The sequence below is a fragment of the Pseudoalteromonas sp. MMG005 genome, assembly GCF_018101015.1.
GTDB classification, from domain to species: Bacteria; Pseudomonadota; Gammaproteobacteria; order Enterobacterales; family Alteromonadaceae; genus Pseudoalteromonas; species Pseudoalteromonas aurantia.
Map to the genome: position 1 here is coordinate 97,392 of NZ_JAGJEK010000010.1, position 25,831 is coordinate 123,222.

Below are 25,831 nucleotides of genomic sequence, written 5' to 3' on the forward strand. Positions count from 1 at the left end.
TCATTCCCTATGATATGGGTGATTGGTATTTAAACTCCACCCACGATATAAGCTTTCAGCAACAATAATGCGAACCAGTGGGTGTGGTAAGGTCAGGTTTGATAATGACCACTTTTGCTCTGAGGCTGCTATACACTCTGGCGCAAGTCCCTCAGGCCCGCCAATTAACAAGCTAATGTCTCGGCCGTCCAATTGCCACTTTTGCATGTTTTTTGCCAAATCATGGGTGTCCCATGCTTTACCTGTCACCTCAAGGGTAACAATTCGGTTGCCTTTGGGAATTGCAGCGAGGGTTTTTTCTCCTTCAATCTGTAAAATCCTTTTGATATCTGCATTTTTTCCGCGTTTTCCAGCAGGGATCTCTAGTAGTTCTAGCGCCATGTCTTTTGGAAAGCGACGTTGATATTCTTTAAACCCTGTTTCGACCCATGATGGCATTTTTGTGCCAACGGCAACCAATTGTATTTTCAAAGTTAGCCCCAGAGTTTCTCTAAATCATATAGGCTTCGAGTTTGATCTTGCATCACGTGAACAACCACCTCACCTAAGTCAACTAATACCCACTCACCGACATCCTGTCCTTCTTGACCTAACGGTTCTTCACCTGCATGGCGTGCTGCCTTAGCAACATTGTCGGCAATTGACTGTACATGGCGTTTTGAGTTGCCTGAACAAACGATTAAATAGTCAGTGACAGTAGACACTTCTCTTACGTCTAATTTAACGACATCACGGGCTTTCATATCATCAACTTTGTCTAGTGCAAAGTCTAAAAGTTGTTCTGAATTCAACTGGGTTACTCTTAAGTTATAAAATAGTCGGCGATTTTAGCACAGCCAAAGACCTTAATCAGCATACAAGTGATGTTTGCGAATATACTCTATGACTTCAGCTTGCAGTAAATGTTCCGTATGTTGTTGATATTTTATAAAGTTACGAATTTGACTTGAAGAAACATCTTTTACATTTCCAGTTAAGAAGTAGCAAAGACCGCTTATTTGGGCATGCAGTTGAGAGATATCAGTGACTTCACTTCTACTTAAATACTCGATGAGGGGAGGGTGAGTACTGCGAACTTCCCCCGGTCGCTGGTATACCACGATATGGCAAATAGACGTGATCGCTTGCCACTCAAACCAAGCTGGTAAACTATTAAATGAATCCATGCCCATTAAAAAAATTAATGGTTGGTCTGGATATTCAGCTCGGCATTCTTGCAAACTTAAAAGAGAATAAGAAGGGCCTTGTCGGCGCAATTCTCGAGTATCTATGTAGAAATATGAATTTTCACGTGTTGCAATATCTAGCATTGCGAGACGATGTTGTTCGGTTACACCTGGTGCTGCTTTATGGACAGGTATTGCACAGGGTAGAAAGCGCAACTGTTCTAATCCCAATTGTGTAATACAATTCTCGGCCATATTGATGTGGCCGAGATGAACAGGATCAAATGTACCACCAAATAATGCAATCATGACTAATGAGCGTCAAGTTGATAGGGAAGAGGCATATCAATCGACATGCAAAACGATAATGCGATATGAGCAAGTGCTTGGTATGGCGCAACCATAGCAGAGCGTTTATACGCAGCATCAAACTCAGCCAAACAATTGATAATGTTCTTAAGTTGATTAATGGTCAGCCTATCGAGCGCATGTTGTGTAAGTGCTTGCTGGTTTTTCCATATGTTATGTCGTTTAAACAACTGATTGAGGTTTTCGCCTTGTTGCATTGCTGATTTTATCTCTAATAACGTTTGCGCTTCTTTATTAAATGTCCATAAAACACTGGTTGCTTCAACATTATCATCAGCGAGTTTTAGTAATACTTTGATAGCGGTATGAGCGTCACCTTGTAGTAGTGCCGAGTTTAAATCAAAAATATCGTATTTAGACTGATTTAATAAACCGTTTAAAACTTGAGTATGGTCAATAGGTTGGTGTTTATATAATAATGACAACTTTTCGAGTTCTTGATGGGTTGCCAGCAAATTACCTTCAGTTGCTTCTAACAGACTGCGTTTTGCATCAGGGTGAAGGTTGAGTTGTAGAGCGCTACATTGTTCATCTAGCCAACGGTGTAAATGATTGCCAGCAAGCGTGTAACACGGAACAAACAAACCCTGTTTATCTAGTGCTTTGAACCAAGCGCTACGTTGTATATCTTGACCTGCTTTACTGCCTTTAATAATAACAATTACGTCTGGGTTAAGATGTTCGGTCAGTTTTTTGAATGCTTGGCTACCAGGTGTGCCAGGCTTTAACTGGTTTAAATCGAATTCTATTAGTGTGCGAGCACTAAACAGCGACATACTATTGTATTGCGCGAGAAGCTCTTGCCAATCAAAGCCAGGGAGGTAATTGAACTTAATGATTTCGTCAAAACCTTGCCGTTTAGCTGCTTGTTTAATTGCGAAGACACATTGCGCTTCTTGGAAAGGTTCTTCACCAAACACCATATAAAATGGGTGAAGTGATTTATTTAGTTGACTCGGAAGCTGATTTGCGTAACTGCGCATTATAGTTGTGATAACTCCCTGATAATGCGCTTGCTTGCAAGTTGGCGAAGTTCACGCAAAATGATATCTAATTCTTTGGCTTTTGCTAACGCATTGTCAGGATCGTCTTGATAATTTCGATACAATTCAAAACCCTGCTCAACAGGCTCTTGCCCAGGACGAGTTATACGGTAGGCAACCCCATATGCAAGCTCGTATTGCGCAACTTGGCCGTTTTTAAACAAGCTCAATGTTTGTCTTTCTAAGGTATCTTTGTATAAATGCAATGAGACATTGTTAACGGCATGTTTTGAATCAATAATTGACACGTCAGCGCGTTTCAAGTCCGCTTTTAATAATTCAAATACCTCAGAGCGCTTATCATCAGCAGTGAGTATAATTGTTTGCAGATCTTGGGGCAAATATGACGCTTTCTTTAAATGAAAGCCACAGCTTGATAACAAAACACAGATCAGCGCAAGCGCTAATCCGTGTTTTACAAAATGAGCAAGGCGCATCTTAGTTTGCTACCACGTTGAGTAACTTACCAGGTACATAAATGACTTTGCGAATGGTTTTGTCATCAGTGAACTTGGTTACGTTCTCTTCTGCAAATGCGATGGCTTCAACTTGTTCTTGTGTTGCATCGGCTGCAACCGTTAGTTTAGCGCGCAGCTTACCATTGACTTGCACGATAATCAGCTTCTCATCTTCAACTAACGCAGACTCATCAACATCGGGCCAAGCAGCATCTAAAATATCAGATTCAAACCCAAGCTCAGCCCATAGTTCATGACACATATGTGGCGCGATTGGAGCAAGCATAATAACGATCGCGTGTAGCGCTTCGTTTGCAATAGCAATATCTTGCGCGTCTTTAAGTGGTGCTTTAGCCAGTTTGTTAGACAGCTCCATGATTGCTGCTATGGCCGTATTGAAGGTTTGACGACGTGATAAATCATCCGTCACCTTAGCGATGGCTTTGTGTACTTCACGACGCAATACTTTTTGATTGCTGCTTAATGCACTTGTGTCTAATTCAGCTTTACCCGCAGCATTAACGTCAACGGCATATTTCCACACACGTTTTAGGAAACGATGTGCACCTTCAACACCTGAGTCTGACCATTCTAATGTTTGCTCTGGTGGTGCGGTAAACATCATAAATAAGCGAACGGTATCAGCGCCGTATTGTTTGATAACGGTCTGTGGGTCAATACCATTGTTCTTCGACTTTGACATTTTACTCATGCCTGAAGAAAATACTGGCTGGCCATCATCTTTGTGCCATGCTTTTGTAACACGCCCTTTGTCGTCGGTTTCTGTTTCAACATCAGTTGGTGAGATCCAAATATCACCGCCTTTTTCATCTTTACGATAAAAAGTCTCTGCTAATACCATGCCTTGACACAATAAACGTTCAAACGGCTCATCTGAGTTAACGAGCCCAAAGTCACGTAGTAATTTATGGAAAAAGCGAGAATACAAAAGGTGTAAAATGGCATGCTCTATACCACCGATGTATTGATTGACTGGCAACCAATAATTTGCCGCACCAGGCTCTAGCATACCTTCGTCATAACGAGGGCTACAGTAACGTGCGTAGTACCATGATGATTCCATAAAGGTATCAAATGTATCAGTTTCATGGAATACAGGTACACCGTTGACGGTCGTTTTAGCCCACTCAGGGTCAGCTTTAAGTGGAGAGGTCACGCCATTCATAACGACATCTTCTGGTAAGCGTACTGGTAGCATATCTTCGCTTGCTGCCAGCTCTTGGCCTTGCTCGTCGCTTAACATGGGAATTGGAGAGCCCCAATAGCGTTGACGACTTACGCCCCAATCACGTAAACGAAAATTAACCTTACGCTTACCGGCACCTTGTGCCTCTAGTTTATCAGCAATAGCATCAAATGCAGCTTTAAACGCTAACCCGTCAAATTCACCTGAGTTGATCAACGCTCCTTTTTCCGTAAATGCTTCTTTACTGATGTCAGCTGTTAGCTCAGAGTTGTGTTCAGGGGTAATAACTTGTTTGATCTCAAGCCCGTATGCAGTAGCAAACTCAAAATCACGTTGGTCGTGCCCTGGTACGGCCATGACCGCGCCTGAACCGTAATCCATTAATACGAAGTTTGCCACCCAAATTGGTACTTCTTTACCTGTTAACGGGTGAACCGCAGTAAAACCAGTATCAATGCCTTTTTTGTCCATTGTTGCCATATCAGCTTCTGCAACTTTGGTGTTTTTGCATTCTTCTACAAATGCAGCAATTGCTTCATTACTTTTAGCCGCTTCTTGCGCAATAGGGTGGCCTGCTGCTACGCCTACGTATGTCACACCCATAAATGTGTCAGGGCGAGTTGTGTAGACCGTAAACGTTTCGCTGTTATCTGCGCGTTTGAAATCGATTTCTAAGCCTTCAGAACGGCCAATCCAATTGCGCTGCATGGTCTTAACTTGCTCAGGCCAGTCATCTAGCTTGTCTAAGTCATCTAATAATTCTTGGGCATAGTCAGTTATTTTAATGAACCACTGTGGGATCTCTTTTTGCTCAACAGCAGCACCAGAACGCCAGCCTTTGCCATCGATCACTTGCTCATTTGCAAGTACAGTTTGGTCAACAGGATCCCAGTTTACGGTTGACATCTTTTTGTATACTAGGCCTTTTTCATACAGCTTGGTGAAGAACCATTGTTCCCACTTATAGTATTCAGGGTGACACGTCGCAATTTCGCGATCCCAATCGTAGCCAAAGCCAAGTTGCTTTAGTTGATCACGCATGTAATCGATATTTTCATAGGTCCACTTTGCTGGGGCAGTGTTGTTCTTAATGGCTGCATTCTCTGCTGGTAAGCCAAACGCATCCCAACCCATCGGCTGCATGACATTTTTGCCTTGCAAACGTTGGAAGCGAGATACAACATCCCCAATGGTGTAGTTACGAACATGACCCATGTGCAGTCGACCACTTGGGTATGGGAACATCGAGAGACAGTAATATTTCTCTTTGCTTTGGTCTTCGACAACTTTAAATGTCTTGTTTTCTTCCCAGTGTTGCTGAACTTTTGACTCAATGTCTTGTGGGTTATATTGCTCTTGCATCTACGTTTCCAGACTTCTTGCAAATTAATAAAAAATTGTTCGCTAGCATACCCCAAATAAAGGGCGATTCACAGTATCTCGGGGGCATTTTGTTGCTTCAATAGTTTGGTTCAACGCCGCGTTAGTGCGTGAATAAGCTATAGTTATATTAAGAAAGTTGTGCTGGAGTTTAAAATGTCTGGTTATAAACAGTGGCTAACGCAATTTAGTGAGTGGTTAAAAGATATTAAGCATCACGAGCTGGATGAGTTAATAGAAAAGTTTGTTGAACAACAGCAAGCGTTACAACAGTCGAGCAAAGAGAAAATTCAGCAATATCATTATTATTTACGTCGTGACCTTGAACATTTTAGTGCACACCATCGTCACTATCATGATCTGGCATGGCAAGAGTTAAAAGCGTCTATTTGGTATGAGTTGTCTCAATTAGAGGATCGCACGCAATTAGAATGGCAAGCACTTTTGCAAGACTTTGAACATGATGGTGTTTATAAGCAGGGTGAATGGATAGCAATGGGGCAATTAGTATGTAAGAATTGCGATCATAAATTGGATGTGCTTTACCCCAGTGAGATTTCACCTTGTTCTGAGTGCGAACACACTGAGTTTACAAGAAAAGCATTGTCCCCATAATGAGCAGACTAGGTCGTACGGTTTAGCTGCACTACCTCAGTAGTTTTTATACTGACGCTGATGATAAGAAGTTAAGAATGACCAAAAAACTAATCCCACTTTCTCACGATGCGCTTGCACCGGTAGTTTCAATAAGTCATGTGCAAACGTGTATTCAAAACCCGTATCCTGAATCACTTGCCTTTATAGGGCAAAAAAGAGCGCAAACGGCACTTGATTTTGCACTGGGCATGGATCTTCCTGGCTACAATGTTTTTGTCATGGGCGAAGCTGCTTTAGGACGCTTTACCATGGTCAAAGATAAATTAGAAGCGCATAGTAAAACGCGGCCTACGCCAAAAGAGTGGTTGTACGTTAATAATTACGATGATCACCGAGAGCCTATAGCGATGTTTATGCAGGCAGGCCAAAGCAAAGAGCTAGCTGATGATATAGATGAGTTTTTAGATGAGGTTTCGGACACTTTCCCTGCAGCATTTGATAATCCAGGGTATCAGCGAAAAAAGAAATCAATCGATCGCCACTTTGATAATAAATACGATGCCGCACTCAATGCAGTTGAACAGTTAGCAGCAGATAAGAGTGTGGCGCTGCTAGAAGAAAATAATCAAGTTGGTTTTGCGCCGGTTGTAAATGGCAAGCAGTTAGACGATGCTGAATTTGCTGCGTTAGATGAAAAAATGCAGGGCCATTTTTTTGAAGCCATAGAGGGGCTAGAGGATGCCTTGATTGAGGCGCTGATTGAGTTACCTCGTTGGAAGCGAGAATCTTCTGAGAAGTTGCGAAATTTAAAAAAATCGACGGTTGAAATTGCTACAAAACCTTTGATAAAAACCTTAGAGCATAAATACGCTAACCACATTGGCGTGGTGCGTTATTTGAAAGATTTACGAATAGAGATAGTCGATGCAGTTTTAGAGTGGTTAGACGATGATGTATCGAGCGAAGAAGGCAAGGATGACTTTGATTCAAAAGGCATGCTGAGTGATTTTTTTGCACCAAATATTTTAATTGAGTATAAAGACGGTGATGCCGCGCCTGTTGTATATGAGCCTAACCCAACGTTTGGTAACATTTTTGGTAAAGTAGAATATGCTGCCTCACAAGGGAATTTAATTACCAGTTATCGTTCAATTCAGGCTGGAGCTTTGCATCGTGCTAACGGTGGTTACCTGATTATGGATGCAGAAAAAGTTTTGGCAAATCCTCAAGTGTGGGATGGCTTAAAGTTGTCGTTAAAAACGCACCAAATTAAAAATGATTTACCTTACCAAGACAATTCAGTTGGCAGTAGTTTTACCTTACGGCCGCAGCTTATCCCGCTTGACGTCAAGATTATTTTGCTGGGCTCTCGAGATTTGTATTACACCATTGGTGAATATGACGAAGAGTTTGCTGAGCTATTTAGAGTATTGGCAGACTTTGATTATTACTTGCCGAGTTCAGATAAAATGCAGTATCAATTTATCAGCAAAGTGCAGGAATACTGTGATGCTACTTTGTCGTGTAGTTTAACGGCACAAGCCTTATCTAGATTACTTAAGTTTAGTTATCGCCAAGCTGAGCATCAAACGAAGCTGTCAGCCCGATTTGCTGATGTATTGGAGTTGGTTGCAGAAGCGAGCTTTTATACCAAGCAAGATGGAGAGACTGAAATTACCGCAGAGCATATAGATGAAGCGATTGCTGGAAAACAGTATCGCACCGGTCAATTGAGCGAAAATATGTTAAGCGACATTAAAGAAGGTCATACTTTAATTGCAACTCAAGGTAATGCGGTTGGAAAAGTGAATGGTTTAACCGTATTACATATCGGTGATACTGCTTTCGGAACGCCAGCGCGGATCACGGCGACGGTTTATGCCGGTGCTGATGGTGTGATAGATGTTGAGCGAGAGGCCGAACTCGGTAAAGCGATTCATTCTAAAGGTGTGATGTTACTAACGGGGTATTTGGGGAACAAGTACGCCCAAGAATTTAGCTTAACACTCAGTGCGAATATTGCCATAGAACAAAGTTATGGTTACATCGATGGTGACAGTGCCTCTTTAGCCGAACTATGCGGCTTAATATCAGCAATAACACAACTGCCGATCAATCAATCTTTGGCTTTGACAGGATCAATTAACCAGCATGGTGAAGTACAGGCCATTGGTGGTGTAAACGAAAAAATTGAAGGTTTCTTTAAACTTTGTAAAATGCGGGGCTTAACAGGTGAGCAAGGAGTGATCATTCCGCGTTCTAACTTGGTTAACTTAGTACTCGATGATGAAATTATTGCGGCAAGTTCAGCGGGGCGTTTTCATATTTATGCTGTTGAATCAGTGGACGAAGCCTTGAATTTACTGACCGGGGTGGAAGCGGGTCAATCAGAAAATGGAGAATACCCTCCATTAAGTATTAATGGCTTAGCATTAGCAAGGTTGCAGCATATCGCCGATGTGGTAAATGGTGAAGACAAAGAAGAAGACAGTGATAAGGAGTCGCAATAATGTCGACAACGCAAATCGTTTTATTGGTTATAATTATTGTTATCGGTGGGTTTGTTTATAAGAATAAACAACATCAAAAAGAAAGTGCAGGTATAAATAGAATAACAGCACAAGAATTCTTATCTGAGAATGTAAATAAAGAAGGCGTGTTCGAAACATCTTCGGGATTACAATATGAAGTACTTACTCAAGGCAATGGAGCGCATCATCCGTTAGCGACAAGTAAGGTGAAAGTGCATTATCACGGCACTTTGCTTAATGGCAGCGTATTTGATAGCTCAGTTGAGCGCAATAGTCCGATTAGTTTTGGTTTAAATCAAGTGATTTCTGGGTGGACAGAAGGCGTTCAATTAATGAAAGAGGGAGATAAGTTTCGTTTTTTTATTCCTCCAAATTTGGGGTATGGAGATCAAGCTGCGGGTAAAATAGAGCCCGGATCTTTACTTATATTTGAAGTCGAACTACTGAAAATAGAGTCTTAACCTCTGATCACGGTGTAACCAGACTAAGATATAAAAAAGCCCAATTTAATTGGGCTTTTTTATATATGAATTGAAATTAGTCGTGAATGAAATACAGCATGGGGTTGAACTTTAAAGCGCCAAGTTACACACTAGACTCGGTGGCTATTATTGTAGGCTTTATAGCGGTGGCGATGTAAGATATTCATGTAATTATGAGATAATTTAAAGGATGATAAATGTTTGAAATTTTGGTCGGGTTACATGTTACTCACGCATCTATGTATAAAGATTATCGTGCAGCTATGACACCAATATTGCGAGAATATGGAGGCTCTTTTAGTACAGACTTCATTGTTGAGGAAACGCTGATGGGGCCGAGTAATAAAATTAATCGTGTTTTTACACTCCGTTTTTCAAATGAAAGTGATAAAACGTGCTTTTTTAAAGATGAACACTACCAAAATGTAAAAAACCAATATTTTAATGATTCGGTCTCAGAAGTGTATATTTTATCTGAATATAGCTGTTAATTCATGTGAATGAACATTCGTCTAAGCAGAAGAGGCGATTATGTTGGAGCCTCTTTTCATAAATAGTGCCGCGTGAATTAGTACATATTTATATTTTACATATTGTTACAGTAAAATATCAGAGATGGCTGCAATTCAACCTTATATTGTTATTATATTACAAAATAATAATGGAAGGATTGTATTCTTTGAAATTACGTACTCTATTTACAGCTATTACGGTTGCTATTGCCCCTGCAATTTCTCCGTTAGTGTCGGCCTACCAAACTGAAGACTCTCGACTTTTACGTTTTCCTGATATTCACAAAGATCATGTAACATTTGTGTATGGCGGTGATATTTATATTTCCCATATTAAAAGTGGTAAAAGCACACGATTAACCGATCATATTGGCTTTGAGACTTTCCCAAAATTTTCACCTGATGGGTCTAAAATAGCTTTTTCCGCTCAATATAATGGCAGTCGTCAGATTTACGTTATTAATAGCGATGGGTCTGATCTAAAACAGCTTACCTATTATAACGATGTAGGAAAAATGCCTCCTCGCGGTGGGTTTGATTACCGAGTATTAGATTGGACACCTGACGGCCAGCATATCGTTTTTCGAGCTAATCGAACACCATATGGTAAGCGTGTTGGCAAACCATTTATGGTACCTGTCGCTGGTGGACTAGAGCAACCGTTGAATATCCCCGAAACGGGAGGCGGTATGTTATCGCCTGACGGGAAAAAGTATGTTTACACACCCATAGATAGAGAGTTTCGGACTTGGAAGCGTTCTCGTGGCGGACGAGCACAAGATGTATGGGTTTATGATTTAGAAAATAATAAGTCAGAGCAGTTGACGACCAACCGTGCAACCGATCAGCAACCAACTTGGGTAAATGACAGCATCTATTTTGTGTCTGATCGGGATTACACGCTCAACTTGTATAAATACCGTGCGGGTAAAAAGCCGATTAAAATGACCGAGCATCAAGACTTTGATGTGCTTTGGCCATCAGCGGGACCAGATGCCATTGTTTATGAAAATGGGGGGTATTTATACCGTTTTGATGAAGCGACAAAGCGCTCAGAGAAGTTATCACTGAATGTTGAGGGGAGCCGAGAATATACATTACCTTATAGTAAAAACGTCAGTGACTTTATTGATTCAATGGATGTCTCACATGATGGTAAAAGAGTGCTATTTAGTGCCCGTGGTGAGTTGTTTAGCGTACCTGTGAAACAAGGACCAACACGCAATTTAAGTCACACCCCAACAGGTCGCGAAATCTCAGCAACTTGGTCACCGAATGGTCGTTATATTGCTTATATGAGTGATGAAAGCGGTGAATACGAAATTTACTTACGTGATAGAGCCAATAACAGTGAAGTGAAGCAACTTACTGATAACGGGACTATTTGGCGCTTTGACCCGTTATGGTCACCAGATAATACTAAGTTATTGTTTGCAGATAAAAATCATACCCTGTGGTGGTTGGACATAGAAACGGGTACGCAACATAAAATTGATACAGCAAAGTATAACGAAGATGGGTTAACGCACTACATTTGGTCACCAAATAGTGAAGATATAGTCTTTGTCAAAAATAACGAAAATCGCTACGCTTCGCTTTGGCATTACAATGTTAATGGTAAATCGGTTAACAGATTAACTGATGAGATGATGAGTGAGACCAACGCAACATTCTCACCTGATGGGCAATACCTTTATTTTACTTCTGAGCGTGATTTTAACTTAACGTTCAGTAGTTATGAATTTGACTACATGTTTAATAAAGCAACACGTGTGTACTCGGTTGCCGTGAATGACACTGTTGTAGCATTGAATGCGCCACACAGTGATGAAGCGAGCATATTAAATGCGACATCAGAGGAAAGTGACACAAAAGAAAAAGAAGCAACGGATATAAAATTAGATAAAAACGGTTTTATGGCACGCGCCGTTGCGTTAAGTGCACCAGCTGGGAATTATCGTAGCCTGACAGGCGTAAAAGGCGGAGTTCTGACGCTGACGGATGGTCAACTTAAACTTATTCCTAGCAAACTGGGAGAGGAAGTGGCGACAGTTGCTAAAGGCGTTAGCAGTTATAAAGTCTCGGCTAATATGGAGCACGTAATCGTTAAAGCGGGCAAAAATTATAGTGTAATAAAGCCAGCAGCGAAGCAAGAGCTTAAGTCTAGCCAACTTAACTTAGATGGCATGATATTAAAGATAGATCCTAAAACTGAATGGGCGCAAATGTATAGAGAAGGGTGGCGTACATTACGAGACTGGTTCTATGATGAAAATCATCATGGACAAGATTGGGATGCTATTTTAAAGCGTTATCAGCCTATGGCAGAGGCAATCGCTCACCGTACTGACCTAGATTATGTATTGAGTGAAATTGCGGGTGAGATCAACGCCGGTCATATCTACGTGAACTCAGGGGATATGCCAGAGGCAACGCGCTTAAAACATGGCTTATTAGGTGCGCAGATCAGTGCACACCAATCTGGGTTCGTAAGAATTGAACAGATTTTTAAAGGTGAAAATTGGCATGAAGACTTCCGCTCACCACTCGATGAGACTGGGGTAAAAGCCAATATTGGTGATTATATCCTGAGCGTAAATGGCCGTGCAGTTAATACTGTTTTGAACTTCTACGAATTATTAGAGAATACCCAAGGGAAGCAAGTTGAATTGGTTTTAAGTCAATCGGCAAGCTTTGAAGGAAGTTGGAAAGTTACCGTTAAACCGGTCGCTAGTGAATTGGGACTAAGATACCTCGATTGGACACGTTCACGAGCAGAATATGTTGATAAGCTCTCTAATGGACGGGTTGGCTACGTGCATTTGCCAAACACCCATTATGCTGGCAATCGTGCATTGTTTAAAAATTTCTTACCTCAAACAAACAAAGAAGCCATGATCATTGATGATCGATATAATGGAGGAGGGTTTATTCCCGAGCATATGATCACGTGGCTAGCGAGAAAGCCTTTAAATTATTGGAAGCGCCGTGGTGTTGAGCCAACTAAAACACCTCAATTTGCTCATGATGGGCCTAAGGCGATGTTGATCAATGGTTACTCTAGCTCGGGCGGTGATGCCTTACCGTATTATTTCCGACAAGCAGGACTTGGCAAACTCATAGGTACTCGCACATGGGGAGGTTTAATTGGTATTTCAGGCAACCCGGGACTGGTTGATGGTGGTTCAGTGATTGCAGCGACTTTCCGTATTTTAGATAATGAAGGTAATTGGATCATTGAAGACGAAGGCGTAAGCCCAGACATTGAAGTAATAGACCGACCTGAATTAATTCAAGCGGGTAAAGACCCTTCTGTCGAGCGTGCAGTGAAAGAGTTACTGGACGAGTTAGAAGCTAATCCGAAAAAGCCTTTAACAGTGCCAGCTGCACCGAGTAACTTTGGTCAGAAGTAATATGTGTTGATTTTGGTTTAACGCTAAATAACGGCTAGGCTTTTTCTTAGCCGTTATTTTTAAATGATTTTATGGGTGCTAAGACGCTTGATGTTTATATAAATGTGGAGCACACAATATGCACTTTAACTTACATATGATTGATAAAGCATAGAAAGCACGATGGTGATGTATAAAAGAGTCGTATTAATTACGGGTGGAAGTCGTGGTATAGGCGCAGCTGCAGCGAAGTTACTCGCAGAACGTGACTATGTTGTTGCAATTAACTACAAAGAAAACCATAACTCGGCAAAAGAGCTGGTAAAGTCTATTCAAGCGATAGGTGGTCAAGCCGCTGAGTTTCAAGCTGATATAAGTGATGAACAGCAAGTTGAAGCGTTATTTTCATCGGTGCTATTGAAGTTTGGCCCAATTACACATTTAGTAAATAATGTTGGTGTGTTAGCGCAGCAGCAGCGAGTTGAAAGTATGACTGCTGAGCGAATTAATCACATTTTTCAGTCTAATGTTACACCTTATTTTATTTGTGCTAGAGAAGCAATTAAGCACTTTAAAGTGCATGAAGATATGTCAAAATGTGCAATAGTCAATGTATCATCGGCAGCATCCAGGTTGGGAGGCGCTAATGAGTATGTTGATTATGCTGCGTCAAAAGGCGCCATAGATACTTTTACAACAGGGTTGTCTTTGGAACTTGCACAATATGGCGTGCGTGTTAACTGTGTCAGGCCGGGATGTATTTATACGGATATACATCGTGATGGAGGAGAAGAGGCTCGTGTTTCACGGCTAGCACCTCAGCTGCCATTACGACGTGGCGGTACGGCATTAGAAGTTGCCAATGCTATTGCGTGGTTATTAAGTGATGAAGCCAGCTATGCTACGGGTAGTTTCATCGACTTAGCTGGTGGAAAATAATTTTTTAAAGTAATAACTGGTGCTGAAAAAGAGACCATTGCTGTCTCGCACAAAGTGAGGGATCTCCCCGCATTTTATATAATTGATCGTTTGATAAAACTTTTCTGAGTTATCGCCAGTTTGTGTATCTAGGGTGAGCAATTCAATACCTTGCTTTATAGCCTCACATTCTAACGATTGCATTAGAGCAGAGGCAATCCCCTGACGCTGATATTGAGGGTGAACAAGTAGTTTTTCCACTTCGGCTCGATGCACCCCATTCGGTTTTAGACACCGAGTATAATGAACGCAACCAACTAGCGTATTATCGCAAAAATATCCAAGAAATATACGACTTGTGAGCTGCATGTCGACGGCTTCCCAATAAGCACTGAGTGGCTGTGTATTATTACAGGTATTAAACCCTAAAGATGCACCGCTTTTAATACACTGAGCAAGTAAATGAGTTAATGCTATGTTGTATTGTGCAAGAGATGTGAGTCGTTTTATATGAGAGTTCATGATGTCTGCGTGTCTTTTAGAGTTGAAAGCTGCGATTGAATATGCTCTATGTGCTTTTCTAACTTAACTTTTGCGTTATGCAAATGGTTTATACGCGATGTTGTATTGGTCTGTTGAGCGCGAATTGCACGGTAAATAGCCACTCTAGGTAGGTTGTACTTATTTGCAGCACTGCAAATAGGCAAGTGTTTATTTAACACCTCATGCAACGCGTTGTACATTGCGTCGTTTTCATTTTGTTTTGGATACATTGTGAGCACTCCACTTTTTGACTGGCGTGTGATTATCATGAATTTGCCAAATGCTGATCTCTAAGTGCCATAGCAGATGTAAAGTTTGACAAAAATTGTACATAACGTTCGCCTATATTGTAAATGTCTGAACTTTATAAGAAAAAACCATACCAACTTTTAAATTTATTATATTTCAATTGGTTATGTATTTTTGTTTTATGATATCTGGCTAATTTGCACCATTTATAGGAAATTTATATAGGATTTGCACTGAATTGTCGCATGGGGGCAAGATACTTGGTCAGTGGGGGGCTTGAGTAGGTTGATTTTCAGAGTGTGTTTGAGTGTTAAGCTTTAAAAATAAAGCGTTAAATAACAGATGGCTATTATTAAAGATGATAATTAGGTCAGTGTTGTTAGTGACTATACATTTTATTTTTTCTATTTCATTAGAAAATAGTTTTGTACGTAAGGTATGTCGCGACGTACATAGATAGAGCAGTTATAAGTTTAAAAGAGATGCAATTATGAGAATATGTATTTCAGTTATGCTATTAGTTGGTGCTCACTTACTAATAATGAAACAGCAGAGCACAATCACCCCTATTGAACCGGTTTAATTTCAATGCTTCACCTAGAAGCGGGTCGCCAATTTTACATGGGCACGTATGAAGTAACCGTAGCTGAATTTCAGCGTTTTGTGCAAGCAACAGGATACAAAGTACCGACTAAATCTCGACAAGAATTAATGTTCTAACGCAATTGCCGAGGTAACACCATGTTGTTTCAGCCATAATGGTGAAGCATTGGTTTGTAAAAATGCCAAATACTCGCTTTTGAGCTCAGGGATTGAGTGTGTCAATTGATATAACGCAAGAGCAGAATTGAGTGATACGAGCCTATTATGGGTCAAGCGGGCTGTATTAAATGCTTCTTGAAACAGCAGGCGAGCGTCATCAAATAAGTCTTGAGCTAATAACACTTGGGCTTTCAATTGCAATTGAGCAGGCTGTTTTACTGTATCATTGAATAATGCATGAGCAGATTTAAAATCCCGTACTTCAATATAATATGACACCAGCATTTCTAAGGCATTATCAAGTACCCAGTAGTTATTCGCGGTTTTGGGAATGGTTAAAATACGCTTTAAGTAGGGCAAAGCAAGTGCATTATCTTGTGTGAACAATGCAAAATGAAAATATATAATAGCCTTATTAGAGTCGCTTAAATTATGGGCTATCAATAAAGCTTGGGCTTTATTTAGCTGAGCATACTGCTGGGCAGTATTGTTTACTTTTTTTGCTAGAATTGAATATAGCATGTGAAGTTCAAATTGTGCCAAGGGCGCCTGTTGATGTTGGGCTAAAGATATAGCTTCCTCTAACACATTAAACATTTGCTCTGTATTGCCCTGTTCATAATGAAGCCATGCACTGGTATTGAAGTAGTCATATTGTAAAGGCCAAAGCGAAGTATGTTCGAGCTCTTTTCTCAATAATGTTAATCGATGAGTACTTTGTTGATGTTGCTTGCGCATTTTGTAGATCATGCCAATTAGCCACTGAGCTTGTGCTCGATAGGCTTTTTTTCCATACCCTCTGTCAGTAAGCAACCTATCTAGGTGCACCATGGCGACATCAGGCTGCTTAGCGTAAACTAAATGCTTTGCCAGTAATAGTGTTATCTGCGCATTATTTGGTGCGTGACTATGCATTGTTTCTAGCTCAGCTAAGCTAAGTGGTTTATGTGAAGAAAAAAACGATAAATCATGTAGTTGCTTAAGTTGCTCGTCTAATGCCAAACGCGCTTTTTCAGTTGTTTCTCCAAATGCATAACCTTGCCAATGACGTGTGTCATTGGATAGACCATAGTGTAAAAACACGCCTTTTTCAGAAGGGTACATATCACCCCATAGGAGCCAGTTATTGAGTGGTAGCTGTGCGTTTTCCCAGGCTTGCTGCGGCGATAAAAAATGCTGCTGATTTATATCGCTAAGGCTGATAGTTTTAATTGAAAAGTGCGCGTTATCTGCAAAAACACTGGTATTAGTCAGCAGCAACTTGCTTTGTCCATCAGTACCTTGAGCATTCGTAGCGATATATAGTGGCGTTTGTGCAGCTGGGGTTTGCCATTGAGAGGCGAGCAACAAGATAAGAAAAATAAAACTGCAGCTTATTGCTGTATATAAATAATATGGTGATTTTTTATTTTTTGTGTATTCAACAGATGGGTGATTCAGGCTATTATCGATAGGATTGGATACTGCATATTGCCACTTATAGCCTTTCTTTGAATAGGTTTTGATAGCAGCCTCTCCAAAAATTGCTCGCAATTGACTTATAGTCTGAAAGACAACTTGTTCAGAGACGACTTTATTTCGCCAAACAGCATTCATTATGTCATCTTTACTGTGAATATCGCTTGGGTTTAGTAAGAAGTATTCAAGTAATAACGTTTGATTTCGTTTTAAGACAATTAGCTCACCATTTCTATACAGTACGCGTTTATCACATGAGTATTGGTATTGAGAAAACTGTAACTCCATAGAATTTATCTGTTTTTATTACTTTGAGACTTATTATTACATAGTCTTAAAATAGATGGGAGTGATATTCATAGCTATGGCCAGCTAACAGCTCACCTTAACCATTGTTAATGGTTATAAGGAGTGATAAATGGATGGAAAAATGCGACTAAGTCAGTTTTCTAGTTGGTGCTAATTACGCTAAATCAGAAGCAGGTACTCGGTGTACTGATGCATGGAGTGTTGCATGGAATGTTGCGGTAGAGGCAAGGGTATTTGCTAATCCTATTGAACAGGATTTAAGTTATGACTTACGAGATGATGACTATTTGGAAGTTAAATTTAAGTATTACTTTTAGTAACTGAAACATTAGCACGCGAACCGATTTGAGAGGCAATAATATGATTAACCTAAATGTAATTGCCTTTACAGTGTTTTAAGCTAATTTATTCAGGTGTGTTCATAACTTTCTGATAGATAAAAAATTTGGAGGCAATGATGCTTAAACCTGTTTTTACCATATTATTTTTCTTACTAGCAGCGCCACTCATATTGGCGCTATTTATTGCGAATTCATATCATGTGGAACGAAGTGTTGTAATAGAGCAACCGGTTGAAGTGGTGTTTAATTATATTAAATATTTAAAGAATCAAGATAAATACAGTCGTTGGGCTAATATTGACCCGAATATGAAAAAGGACTATCGGGGCATTGATGCGCAAGTGGGGTTTGTATCTGCATGGCACAGTGAACACCCAGACGTAGGAACTGGGGAACAAGAAATTGTTGGTATAACACCGATGCAACGGATTGACTATGAACTCCGGTTTTTAGCGCCATTTGAAGCAACAGAACCCGCGTACATGCTTACTAAACGTATTGGTGAAACCACTGAGGTTAAGTGGGGGTTTCAAGGGCATATGAATTACCCAATGAATTTGACGTTTTTGTTTATCGATTTTGAAAAGCAGATAGGTGATGATTTGCAAGCAGGGCTTGACCAGTTAAAAATGATCCTTGAACAGTGAGTAACTCTAATACGAAGTGACGGGTATAAGACGTCTATAAAATCTGACTATTATCAAAATTAGCCATACGGCGTAGGTGTTTTTTAGTTCAAGGGCAGCAGTGGGAAAGCTTTTGGCTCTCCCATATATCGTTGTTATAGAGTTTGCTTGTTAAATGTAGAGTTCGTTTTACAATCACCTATTTCGCTAAATCGATGTTGATGGCCCTGTGTTTCCGGCGTGATGTCATAAATAGGACCAGACTCAACGCGGTAATTGTTTCCTTTGAAGCTAAACGTATCTCCCTGAGTGTAAATGGTCGGGTATCCTTGCCATGATGAGTTGCACGCATCACATTTTGGCAGTACTTGAGCTATGGCATTTAATAGTTGATGCTCTGAATCTCTGCTGTCTTGATGTAACTCCCAAATAAATACACCAGGGTAGTTATTGTCTTTTACATATTGCGATTTCTTTTGAATGAGTTTTGGGGTTTCCCAGTACCAATGAATATTATCGTCAATAGCATGACCTGAATTAAAATCAAGACCTAAATTTCTGACTAAATTTTCGACAATGTAATCTGTGGTAACGATGTTTACTTGATCACTTTGTCCATTCACAAAACCTTTGTGGTAAAAGGGGAGACCGAGTAGAGTTTTCTCTCTCGAGTATTTTTGCGCCATGCTATTGATGCCTGGAATATTCGACTCCAAACCCATTTTCGTATATAGCCACGCACTGTGGTGATCAATAAACGACCCTGGCCATTGTCCCGTAAAGTTGTATGCCATAAAGCGAATGTAGTCAGCATAAATATCTAAGTCAGTGTGATAATTTGGTCCACTCCAAAACCCTGCCTCCACATCGGTGCCTAAGCCGATTTCGCTGGGTAATAGTTCATGCAACCGTTTTAACAGATAGAGATGATTACTGCTTTCAATTGGGTTTGGCTGTTCATAGGTAGAGAAATGTTCCCAATCGATATCTATGCCGTCTAACTGATGCCGTATTGCATAGTGTGTGATATTTTCCGCCAGTGTATCTAGATCCGATTTAGTCAGGTTTAAAAAGTTTACGCCCGCGCCCCCAATAGATAAGATAACACCAACATTGTTACTGCGACCAAAATGCAAAGCATCATTAATGTGGGAGTCTACTAAGCTGGTATCCAGCCCACCGCCTTCAGTTGGGAAAGCAAATGCTAATATAATATGCGTTAAGGCATCGCTATTGAGCTCTTCTATTGCCAACGCACCACCGAGTGGGTATTGCCAAGTAGCATAGTAGCCTTCTACTCGCGGACATTGAGCTGCGTGACTGTTAAATACTGCGCCTAGGCAAAATGCCAACAAAGTTCTTTGTATCATTGTATATTTCCTTTACATGTATATGTTATTCCGCTGTTAGCGTGGCTGTTTTTTGAGCTAGTTGCAATAGGATTGAATACCGACGTTGGTCTAAGGTTTATAGTTAAATTACCTCGTATTACGAAATGGCTTTGAGTGTATATTGCGAGTTAAACTTTTGTTTAGATAGGAGTCAGTTGTTGGCCGATGAGCGACTAAGTACTTGGATGTGCAAGGTCTGTTCTTTTATGCTCATTTTTTAAATTAATAATGCCAAATTTTCAACATTATTCGCAGTACATCTCTATGTTAATCGCTTATATTTTATTTAAAACAACTTATTTCCATTTAAAATCAATGCACTGAAAGTTGTTGTGAAATTTTATTATGATATTTTTTATTTCATGTATCATAAGTGAGGTTTTAAAAAGATGTTTATTTATTATGAACTTATATTAAATTATTTCAGTGTGGACGCTATTAATTTACTCTGATGTATTTTTACTCTTTGTAAGAGATAAATGTTAAGTTAAACACTTAAAATACAATAAATTAACAATTATGGAGTGATAGGCTTTAGTTTAAAAGAGTCTGTGGTATTACACCAATGAAAAAACTAAAGGAATGAAAATGAGTAAGCATATTAAGCTCTTTGGAATAGGGTTATTATTTTCTGGTCATAGTGTGTTGGTAACAGCTCATGAGCTACCGCAGATTGATGTAAATGCAGATGTTGAATGGCATAATATTGTAACTTTGACAAAAGATTTAGTGGATAAAAAAGAAAAGCACAATCAGGCGCACAGTGGCGTGTATATAAACTCATATGGACTCTCTCGATTTTGTACGGATAGTAGCCTAAAACACACCCTTTCTGATGCGTCAGGGTTTATTACGGCAAGCCCTAGTTGGGCAATTAAAAATTCATTGGATTTAAACACACAGGTTAGAAAAAGTGATTGGACAAGTCGCTCGCATTACTCAAGTGCAAACTCTCCGAGTGGTTATGATGGGCTTGAGTCGGCGTATTATGCCTTTATGTCCAATCATTCAGGTACTTATAATAATAATTGGCTGGCACCACTTAGTGTTGAAGAAAATGGTTCTTGTCATATTTTTTCTAGTCAAATGTCACCAGGTACTGTTAATTTAAGGCATTTATTTATAAGTGGGTGCTGTAGTGTAATTAAAGGTGAATGCTCTTCAAATAAGAAGAAAGCGAACATACTAAATAATAAGTTTACTTCTGCGGTTGAACAGTCGAGTCCAGTATCCTCATCTGTGTTACAAACACCAGATAAAACATGGGCTAGCAGAGCTAAGGGGGTGAATTGTATTTATGGCGTTAATGGTTACCAAAATGATTGGGGGCATTACGGTAGTTCATTCTGGAATAAGTGGAATCGTGTCGGAGTTCAAAACAAAGATGCGTGGTTTGATGCAATTGATGCCGGAGATAAAAGTGCATTGGGTGGCATGATATGTTTTGGTCCAGATGCACGTGAAAAGCTCTATAGTACAGAACTTTCATTAATAAAAAGCACCGGCTCACACTGGTCATACATTGTTCAAGAATTCTCTAAGCGTGCTGCACCGATTAAGAAGTCAAATCAGTACTATACACTCTATCCCTACATATCTTTAGAAAATAAGTTTGACGTAACGGGTTTGTTGACGTCTAGTATTGTGCCAGCCCAAGCAAAAATTTTCTCGATGCCTCAGGAGAGAGCGGTAAGCCTTGCAATATCTCTCATAGATAAGCAGCTCACATCTAAAAAAGGAATAGGTTGGCAAGTATACCAAATTAAAGATGAGCGTTATTCTGAGGCATTTGGTGCCAATGATAGGTTGGTTGCAAAGCGGATTGCATTTAGTAAAAAAGTGGGCGATGCATGGATAGTAACACCTGATGTTATGCCTGCTGTAAAGTTAAATGCGAACGATATGGCAGTGTCACATGCTGGGTTGGCATTCGATATAAATATTCCTGAAAATACTAGTTGGGAGATTTCAAGTAAGTATAAGCAAAGCCTGTTAGCTCAGGCAGAAACTAAAATGGTAGAAAAAATTAAAACGGAAAACACGACAAAAAATTGGCAAAATTATGAAATCGAAGTGGTATCTAGTGAGTTTGGGTATGACATAAGGTTACAAGATAGCAAAGGTCGGATCCCACTTCGGATATTTGGACGCGTGTTGTTGAAAGAAAAGTCATCAATGGTTACTCCAAAGCTTCAATTAATATCTGTTGGCTTAAAATAGCTGAAACTATGAATTATGACAGATATCGCCTTCTACAGAGCCAAAGGAGGTAAGTAATCATTTTGATTGTTAAAGCTTCACCCTCGCAATTTAGGGTGGAGCTTTGCTGTTTAAAGAACTAAATCGTCACCCTCTGATTGGGTTCTTTGAAAACCCCACATGTGATATATAATTGTTAAACTTACTTATTAAAATTTGAAGTCGTAATTTATGATACTCACCATGCTATGTATAGAGTGTACTTTCACTCGAAAAGTACCCCATAATACCGAAGATTTATTTATAGGTGTTTTGGGTGTTCTATGAAAGAATCGATGCAGTCGGTGGGAGCTTTAGCTTGTAAAATTGGTGAATCATTTAAGACGATTGGTTGATTACAAGAAGTATAATTAAGCGAATGGCAATGATTTGGCTAAATGGCGGTGTTCATGCGTTTAATGGATCATCAGTCATATGGAGAGTTACTCATATTGACTGTAATGCTTGTAGTTGTAAGTCCAATAAAGAGCGGGAAAGGGGCAACAAAAAACCGCTATTAAGCGGTCTTTTTGAGATAATAGAGGGTTGTTTAAAAGTTAAACAACGCCACGCGGTAAACGACAATCATGGTCTTTACGAGCAAGTTCTACAATCCAAAGCTCTTCAGCGGTGTAACCTTCTTCATTCTCTTTTATCACGATGAAAGGGGCTTTCTTAGTTGTCGCTGGAGCAACGGCTTTCTTTGTTTTAGCTTTTTTAGCAGGCGCAGCTTTGCTAGGGGTCGCTGAACCTGAAGATAGTTCTTCAGTGAGTGCTGCAACGTCAGCAAGGCGCATGTTTTTGCCACCATCAATGCTATACCAGCCTGGCTTGGTTTCTATTTCTGGCTTTTTACCATGGGCAGCTTCATAAGCTACTTCAAAAGCGCTTAATACTTCAGTTTTATCTAGTTTACTCATCGTAGATCCTAGTCGTTTTATACGCGGATATGCGGGATTAAGATTTAAAGAGTAGTTATACCCATATTTGGGCAATTTTTCAATTTTTTACGATTTTTGCTTCCAATTAGCTCGATTTGACGCCAAAATTTGCGATTATTTTCTACAAAATAGTGGGTACGTCATGAAGCGTTCAGAATTCACACAAATCTTAACTGAGTTACTTAAACCGAGTGCAATTAAAGATTTTGCACCAAATGGATTACAAGTAGAAGGCTCAAACGTAGTTAATAAGGTAGTGACAGGGGTAACCGCCAGTCAAGCGCTGATTGATGAGGCAATTTCACTCGGTGCGGATACGATTTTGGTTCATCATGGCTATTTTTGGAAAGGAGAACAGCAAACAATTACAGGTATGAAAAAACGTCGTATTGCCAGTTTGTTAGCGCATGACATTAATTTATTTGGTTATCATTTACCGCTCGATATTCATCCTGAACTTGGCAATAATGCGCAACTTGCAAACTTGTTGGATATGGAGGCGGAAGGTGGCTTAGAAAGTGGGCCAAATAGTGTTGCTGTTAGAGGACGGTTACAAACGCCTATAATGGCTGATGAGTTTGCGCAGAAAATAGCAAAGCTGCTAAAGCGGGAGCCGCTAGTTTGTGCGCCTAGAGCAAAGAAAATAGAAACCATAGCTTGGTGCACAGGTGGTGGTCAAGGTTATATTGATTTGGCTGCTGAACAAGGAATAGACGCGTATTTAACCGGTGAAGCATCAGAGCAAACGATACACAGTGCTAGAGAACAAAATATAGATTTCTTTGCTGCGGGCCATCATGCAACAGAGCGTTATGGCATTAAAGCACTTGGTGAGTATTTAGGTAGGCAGTATGGCTTGGATGTGACGTTTGTTGATATAGATAACCCCGTTTGATGGGGTTATATCAACAAAAAGGGGCTATAGAGCTTCAGGGTCGAGCGCTCTAATGAGTGAAATCCAAAGCTTACCTAACCATTCATGACAATGTGTGGTGACTGCATGTAACACGCTAGCTTGGGCGATAAATTGTCTTGATGAAGTGTGCTTAGAAAATGAGTAGAATTGTGTTGGGGCTGTTATAACTGAAACACCTTGCGCTTGGAATAAATCAATGGCTCTGGCCATATGGCTTGCCGAAGTCACTAATGCGACTTGCCTATCAACTAAATGGGGAGCTAAGAGTCTGGCCTCATCTTTGGTATCTAAAGCTTTTGGGCTCTGCTTAATACGGTTCGCTTTAACCCCCAAAGAAATAGCAGCTTTTGACATTAATGTGGTGTTTGAATGTACCCCAGAAACAATTAACTCTGCCCGCGGATAGTGCTTTGCGAGTCTGAGTCCTTCAACTAACCTTGCGAGTGCGCATCCGTTAAGTTGTGTATTACTTGGCAATTGAGAATTTGGGTAAGCCCCACAGCCCAAAACCACAATTTTATCTAAATGCGCATATTGAGATAGCTTAAATGGTTTTAGCGCTTTTTCCTGGGGCGTAATGATTAAAGCTGCGATATGAGGTGTGCTGATAGACCATAGGGACAATATCAGAACCCAACAGGTTAAATATGATTTAATGTGAGTTTTATTTATAAAGAATAAGCAAAAAGCAATGAGTAGGAGTGTAAATGGCAGAGGCATTAACAAGCTGCCAATAATATTTTTTAATTCGAACATATGAGAACCCAACCTTGGATGTTGGGTTATAGTGTATTAGAGTGGCGTTGATATGAACAGGTTAGCGAACATTGTTAAGCTTGCAGGTGTTTAAAAAATGACGATAAACAGGGTTATCTTTCATATTTTTCTTCATTGCTAAGAACATCGGCCTATTTAAGCCCAACGCACCTAATGGGATTGATTTAATTAACCCCTGACTTTCATAAGGTGTTACTAACCAATCAGGTAATGCCGCCACGCCCATCCCGGCACTAACTAGTTGGAATATTAATAAGCCTTGATCGACTGTTTTTAAAGTTCCATCAAACCGTGCATTTTGTATAAAGTGCTTGAAAATATCTTGGCGTTCTTTTGGAATGGGGTATGAGATGATAGTTTCATCTTTTAAGTCAAGCGCAGTAACATAGGCTTTTTTCGCCAGCTCATGATCCGGTGCAACTATTAATTTCAACTTGAAGTCAAACAGGTGTGCATACTCTAGTTTATCTGGCTCGCGAATGTCAGATGTCAGTACTAGGTCCAATTCGTCATCCATAAGGTCTGGAATGGCATCGTAACTAAAGCCTCGTTCGTAATCGACTTTAATATCAGGCCAAAAATTGTTGAACTCTTTAATAGTAGGTAATAGCCAATGAAAACAAGCATGACATTCAACACTAAGTCGTAGCTGAGAAATAGGTTGGTTCAAGCTTTCTTTTAGCCGACATTTGGTGGCCTCGACTCTTGGCAGAATTTCGCCAGCTAATTCTAAAAGCAGCATGCCCTGAGGCGTAAATCGCACGGGTTGTGTTTTCCGTTCGAATAATTGGCAATCAAGCTTGTTTTCGAGATCTTTAATTTGATGTGACAAAGCAGATTGCGTTAAAAATAATTCACGCGCAGTGTTAACTAATGAGCCTGTTTCTTTCAGAGTAGATATGGTTTTTAGGTGTTTTATGTCTATCATCTTCAATAAATCTCATTTATATAGTGAGTGAAACTCAAATTATGACCAAGCAGCATGGTTAACATCGCCATAATAGAGGTTGGCCGTCTATAAAACCAGCGTGCAGTGATTAATTTATAACAAAATCACTATAGCACCAATTTTGACAGCGTTGTCATTTTTATTTTAACTTTTTTGCAAAAAATTCAAATTAATTTTGTTCATGTTGTATTTGGTGGGGCATGAGTTGCAATCAATTCAATCACCACATGCTGGTTTTGATCATTAATAGATAAAAAGAGGTGAATTGTATGGTAT

Annotated in this window: 23 protein-coding genes; 10 read left to right on the forward strand and 13 right to left on the reverse strand. The window is 40.0% G+C overall.

Annotation, left to right across the window (positions count from 1 at the left end; all coding sequences use genetic code 11):
* The 6 genes from rlmH to leuS are packed head-to-tail and all read right to left on the reverse strand — an operon-like array spanning nucleotide 1 to nucleotide 5,605.
* Nucleotides 1–471, reverse strand: a complete 471-nt coding sequence (gene rlmH / locus J8M01_RS09520; protein WP_210996058.1) for a 23S rRNA (pseudouridine(1915)-N(3))-methyltransferase RlmH — start codon at nucleotides 469–471, stop codon at nucleotides 1–3.
* Nucleotides 472–473: 2 nt separating this feature from the next.
* Entirely contained in the window at nucleotides 474–791 is a 318-nt protein-coding gene (gene rsfS, locus J8M01_RS09525) for a ribosome silencing factor (RefSeq protein ID WP_192506675.1), read from the reverse strand.
* A 54-nt stretch (nucleotides 792–845) separates the two neighbouring features.
* Nucleotides 846–1,475 (reverse strand): nicotinate-nucleotide adenylyltransferase, encoded by a 630-nt coding sequence (gene nadD, locus J8M01_RS09530; RefSeq protein ID WP_211057822.1) that lies wholly within the window; start codon nucleotides 1,473–1,475, stop codon nucleotides 846–848.
* Nucleotides 1,476–1,477: 2 nt separating this feature from the next.
* On the reverse strand, nucleotides 1,478–2,518 hold the full coding sequence (gene holA / locus J8M01_RS09535; RefSeq protein ID WP_211057823.1) for a DNA polymerase III subunit delta: 1,041 nt from the start codon (nucleotides 2,516–2,518) through the stop codon (nucleotides 1,478–1,480).
* Nucleotides 2,518–3,015 carry an LPS assembly lipoprotein LptE gene (gene lptE / locus J8M01_RS09540; RefSeq protein ID WP_211057824.1) on the reverse strand — a complete coding sequence of 166 codons (498 nt, stop codon included), beginning with the start codon at nucleotides 3,013–3,015 and terminating at the stop codon, nucleotides 2,518–2,520. The genes holA and lptE overlap by 1 nt, the downstream gene beginning before the upstream one ends.
* A gap of 1 nt (nucleotide 3,016) precedes the next feature.
* Entirely contained in the window at nucleotides 3,017–5,605 is a 2,589-nt protein-coding gene (leuS, locus tag J8M01_RS09545; RefSeq protein WP_211057825.1) for a leucine--tRNA ligase, read from the reverse strand.
* Nucleotides 5,606–5,779: 174 nt separating this feature from the next.
* On the opposite strand from leuS, the gene J8M01_RS09550 reads away from it, so the two are divergent.
* The 6 genes from J8M01_RS09550 to J8M01_RS09575 all read left to right on the forward strand — a co-directional run bounded on the left by J8M01_RS09550 (nucleotide 5,780) and on the right by J8M01_RS09575 (nucleotide 14,076).
* Nucleotides 5,780–6,238: a zinc ribbon-containing protein gene (locus tag J8M01_RS09550; RefSeq protein ID WP_192506680.1), complete on the forward strand. Its 459-nt coding sequence runs from the start codon at nucleotides 5,780–5,782 to the stop codon at nucleotides 6,236–6,238.
* 77 nt (nucleotides 6,239–6,315) lie between these two features.
* Nucleotides 6,316–8,730 carry an ATP-binding protein gene (locus tag J8M01_RS09555; protein ID WP_211057826.1) on the forward strand — a complete coding sequence of 805 codons (2,415 nt, stop codon included), beginning with the start codon at nucleotides 6,316–6,318 and terminating at the stop codon, nucleotides 8,728–8,730.
* Nucleotides 8,730–9,212: an FKBP-type peptidyl-prolyl cis-trans isomerase gene (locus tag J8M01_RS09560; protein WP_210996065.1), complete on the forward strand. Its 483-nt coding sequence runs from the start codon at nucleotides 8,730–8,732 to the stop codon at nucleotides 9,210–9,212. Before J8M01_RS09555 ends, J8M01_RS09560 begins: the two co-directional genes overlap by 1 nt.
* Before the next feature lie 218 nt (nucleotides 9,213–9,430).
* Nucleotides 9,431–9,724, forward strand: coding sequence for a DUF1330 domain-containing protein (locus J8M01_RS09565; protein ID WP_211057827.1), 294 nt, complete (start codon nucleotides 9,431–9,433; stop codon nucleotides 9,722–9,724).
* Between the two features lie 188 nt (nucleotides 9,725–9,912).
* Nucleotides 9,913–13,158 carry a S41 family peptidase gene (locus tag J8M01_RS09570; RefSeq protein ID WP_211057828.1) on the forward strand — a complete coding sequence of 1,082 codons (3,246 nt, stop codon included), beginning with the start codon at nucleotides 9,913–9,915 and terminating at the stop codon, nucleotides 13,156–13,158.
* 162 nt (nucleotides 13,159–13,320) lie between these two features.
* Nucleotides 13,321–14,076, forward strand: coding sequence for an SDR family NAD(P)-dependent oxidoreductase (locus J8M01_RS09575; protein ID WP_211057829.1), 756 nt, complete (start codon nucleotides 13,321–13,323; stop codon nucleotides 14,074–14,076).
* On the opposite strand, the gene J8M01_RS09580 is transcribed toward J8M01_RS09575, so the two are convergent.
* The gene (locus tag J8M01_RS09580) at nucleotides 14,059–14,577 is read right to left on the reverse strand and encodes a GNAT family N-acetyltransferase (RefSeq protein WP_211057830.1); all 519 of its coding nucleotides are present in this window, start codon (nucleotides 14,575–14,577) and stop codon (nucleotides 14,059–14,061) included. The genes J8M01_RS09575 and J8M01_RS09580 overlap by 18 nt on opposite strands.
* Complete coding sequence (locus J8M01_RS09585) at nucleotides 14,574–14,867, reverse strand: helix-turn-helix domain-containing protein (RefSeq protein ID WP_211057831.1); 294 nt, start codon at nucleotides 14,865–14,867, stop codon at nucleotides 14,574–14,576. The genes J8M01_RS09580 and J8M01_RS09585 overlap by 4 nt, the downstream gene beginning before the upstream one ends.
* Before the next feature lie 568 nt (nucleotides 14,868–15,435).
* On the opposite strand from J8M01_RS09585, the gene J8M01_RS09590 reads away from it, so the two are divergent.
* Entirely contained in the window at nucleotides 15,436–15,567 is a 132-nt protein-coding gene (locus tag J8M01_RS09590; protein WP_211057832.1) for an SUMF1/EgtB/PvdO family nonheme iron enzyme, read from the forward strand.
* On the opposite strand, the gene J8M01_RS09595 is transcribed toward J8M01_RS09590, so the two are convergent.
* Nucleotides 15,556–17,355 carry a winged helix-turn-helix domain-containing protein gene (locus tag J8M01_RS09595; RefSeq protein ID WP_211057833.1) on the reverse strand — a complete coding sequence of 600 codons (1,800 nt, stop codon included), beginning with the start codon at nucleotides 17,353–17,355 and terminating at the stop codon, nucleotides 15,556–15,558. The genes J8M01_RS09590 and J8M01_RS09595 overlap by 12 nt on opposite strands.
* Nucleotides 17,356–17,830: 475 nt before the next feature.
* Here J8M01_RS09595 and J8M01_RS09600 point away from each other — a divergent pair, with 475 nt between their 5' ends.
* A complete protein-coding gene (locus J8M01_RS09600; RefSeq protein ID WP_318782595.1) occupies nucleotides 17,831–18,364 on the forward strand; it encodes an SRPBCC family protein in 534 nt (177 codons plus the stop codon).
* A 134-nt stretch (nucleotides 18,365–18,498) separates the two neighbouring features.
* Here J8M01_RS09600 and J8M01_RS09605 read toward each other — a convergent pair whose 3' ends face one another.
* The gene (locus J8M01_RS09605) at nucleotides 18,499–19,713 is read right to left on the reverse strand and encodes a glycoside hydrolase family 18 protein (RefSeq protein ID WP_211057834.1); all 1,215 of its coding nucleotides are present in this window, start codon (nucleotides 19,711–19,713) and stop codon (nucleotides 18,499–18,501) included.
* 609 nt (nucleotides 19,714–20,322) lie between these two features.
* Here J8M01_RS09605 and J8M01_RS09610 point away from each other — a divergent pair.
* Nucleotides 20,323–21,954, forward strand: coding sequence for a hypothetical protein (locus J8M01_RS09610; protein WP_211057835.1), 1,632 nt, complete (start codon nucleotides 20,323–20,325; stop codon nucleotides 21,952–21,954).
* A gap of 575 nt (nucleotides 21,955–22,529) precedes the next feature.
* On the opposite strand, the gene J8M01_RS09615 is transcribed toward J8M01_RS09610, so the two are convergent.
* Complete coding sequence (locus tag J8M01_RS09615) at nucleotides 22,530–22,892, reverse strand: hypothetical protein (protein WP_192506692.1); 363 nt, start codon at nucleotides 22,890–22,892, stop codon at nucleotides 22,530–22,532.
* 163 nt (nucleotides 22,893–23,055) lie between these two features.
* Here J8M01_RS09615 and J8M01_RS09620 point away from each other — a divergent pair, with 163 nt between their 5' ends.
* The gene (locus J8M01_RS09620; protein WP_211057836.1) at nucleotides 23,056–23,808 is read left to right on the forward strand and encodes a Nif3-like dinuclear metal center hexameric protein; all 753 of its coding nucleotides are present in this window, start codon (nucleotides 23,056–23,058) and stop codon (nucleotides 23,806–23,808) included.
* Nucleotides 23,809–23,832: 24 nt separating this feature from the next.
* Here J8M01_RS09620 and J8M01_RS09625 read toward each other — a convergent pair whose 3' ends face one another.
* Entirely contained in the window at nucleotides 23,833–24,585 is a 753-nt protein-coding gene (locus J8M01_RS09625; protein WP_210996078.1) for an ElyC/SanA/YdcF family protein, read from the reverse strand.
* A gap of 61 nt (nucleotides 24,586–24,646) precedes the next feature.
* Complete coding sequence (locus J8M01_RS09630) at nucleotides 24,647–25,534, reverse strand: LysR family transcriptional regulator (protein WP_210996148.1); 888 nt, start codon at nucleotides 25,532–25,534, stop codon at nucleotides 24,647–24,649.
* Between the last annotated feature and the right edge of the window lie 297 nt (nucleotides 25,535–25,831).

What these genes read in the sequence shown, in the direction of transcription:
- nadD (WP_211057822.1), bottom strand. Translation starts at nt 1,475, where the DNA reads ATGATTGCATTATTTGGTGGTACATTTGATCCTGTTCATCTCGGCCAC.
- holA (WP_211057823.1), bottom strand. Translation starts at nt 2,518, where the DNA reads ATGCGCAGTTACGCAAATCAGCTTCCGAGTCAACTAAATAAATCACTT.
- lptE (WP_211057824.1), bottom strand. Translation starts at nt 3,015, where the DNA reads ATGCGCCTTGCTCATTTTGTAAAACACGGATTAGCGCTTGCGCTGATC.
- leuS (WP_211057825.1), bottom strand. Translation starts at nt 5,605, where the DNA reads ATGCAAGAGCAATATAACCCACAAGACATTGAGTCAAAAGTTCAGCAA.
- J8M01_RS09550 (WP_192506680.1), top strand. Translation starts at nt 5,780, where the DNA reads ATGTCTGGTTATAAACAGTGGCTAACGCAATTTAGTGAGTGGTTAAAA.
- J8M01_RS09555 (WP_211057826.1), top strand. Translation starts at nt 6,316, where the DNA reads ATGACCAAAAAACTAATCCCACTTTCTCACGATGCGCTTGCACCGGTA.
- J8M01_RS09560 (WP_210996065.1), top strand. Translation starts at nt 8,730, where the DNA reads ATGTCGACAACGCAAATCGTTTTATTGGTTATAATTATTGTTATCGGT.
- J8M01_RS09565 (WP_211057827.1), top strand. Translation starts at nt 9,431, where the DNA reads ATGTTTGAAATTTTGGTCGGGTTACATGTTACTCACGCATCTATGTAT.
- J8M01_RS09575 (WP_211057829.1), top strand. Translation starts at nt 13,321, where the DNA reads ATGGTGATGTATAAAAGAGTCGTATTAATTACGGGTGGAAGTCGTGGT.
- J8M01_RS09580 (WP_211057830.1), bottom strand. Translation starts at nt 14,577, where the DNA reads ATGAACTCTCATATAAAACGACTCACATCTCTTGCACAATACAACATA.
- J8M01_RS09585 (WP_211057831.1), bottom strand. Translation starts at nt 14,867, where the DNA reads ATGATAATCACACGCCAGTCAAAAAGTGGAGTGCTCACAATGTATCCA.
- J8M01_RS09590 (WP_211057832.1), top strand. Translation starts at nt 15,436, where the DNA reads ATGCTTCACCTAGAAGCGGGTCGCCAATTTTACATGGGCACGTATGAA.
- J8M01_RS09595 (WP_211057833.1), bottom strand. Translation starts at nt 17,355, where the DNA reads ATGGAGTTACAGTTTTCTCAATACCAATACTCATGTGATAAACGCGTA.
- J8M01_RS09600 (WP_318782595.1), top strand. Translation starts at nt 17,831, where the DNA reads ATGATGCTTAAACCTGTTTTTACCATATTATTTTTCTTACTAGCAGCG.
- J8M01_RS09605 (WP_211057834.1), bottom strand. Translation starts at nt 19,713, where the DNA reads ATGATACAAAGAACTTTGTTGGCATTTTGCCTAGGCGCAGTATTTAAC.
- J8M01_RS09610 (WP_211057835.1), top strand. Translation starts at nt 20,323, where the DNA reads ATGAGTAAGCATATTAAGCTCTTTGGAATAGGGTTATTATTTTCTGGT.
- J8M01_RS09615 (WP_192506692.1), bottom strand. Translation starts at nt 22,892, where the DNA reads ATGAGTAAACTAGATAAAACTGAAGTATTAAGCGCTTTTGAAGTAGCT.
- J8M01_RS09620 (WP_211057836.1), top strand. Translation starts at nt 23,056, where the DNA reads ATGAAGCGTTCAGAATTCACACAAATCTTAACTGAGTTACTTAAACCG.
- J8M01_RS09625 (WP_210996078.1), bottom strand. Translation starts at nt 24,585, where the DNA reads ATGTTCGAATTAAAAAATATTATTGGCAGCTTGTTAATGCCTCTGCCA.
- J8M01_RS09630 (WP_210996148.1), bottom strand. Translation starts at nt 25,534, where the DNA reads ATGATAGACATAAAACACCTAAAAACCATATCTACTCTGAAAGAAACA.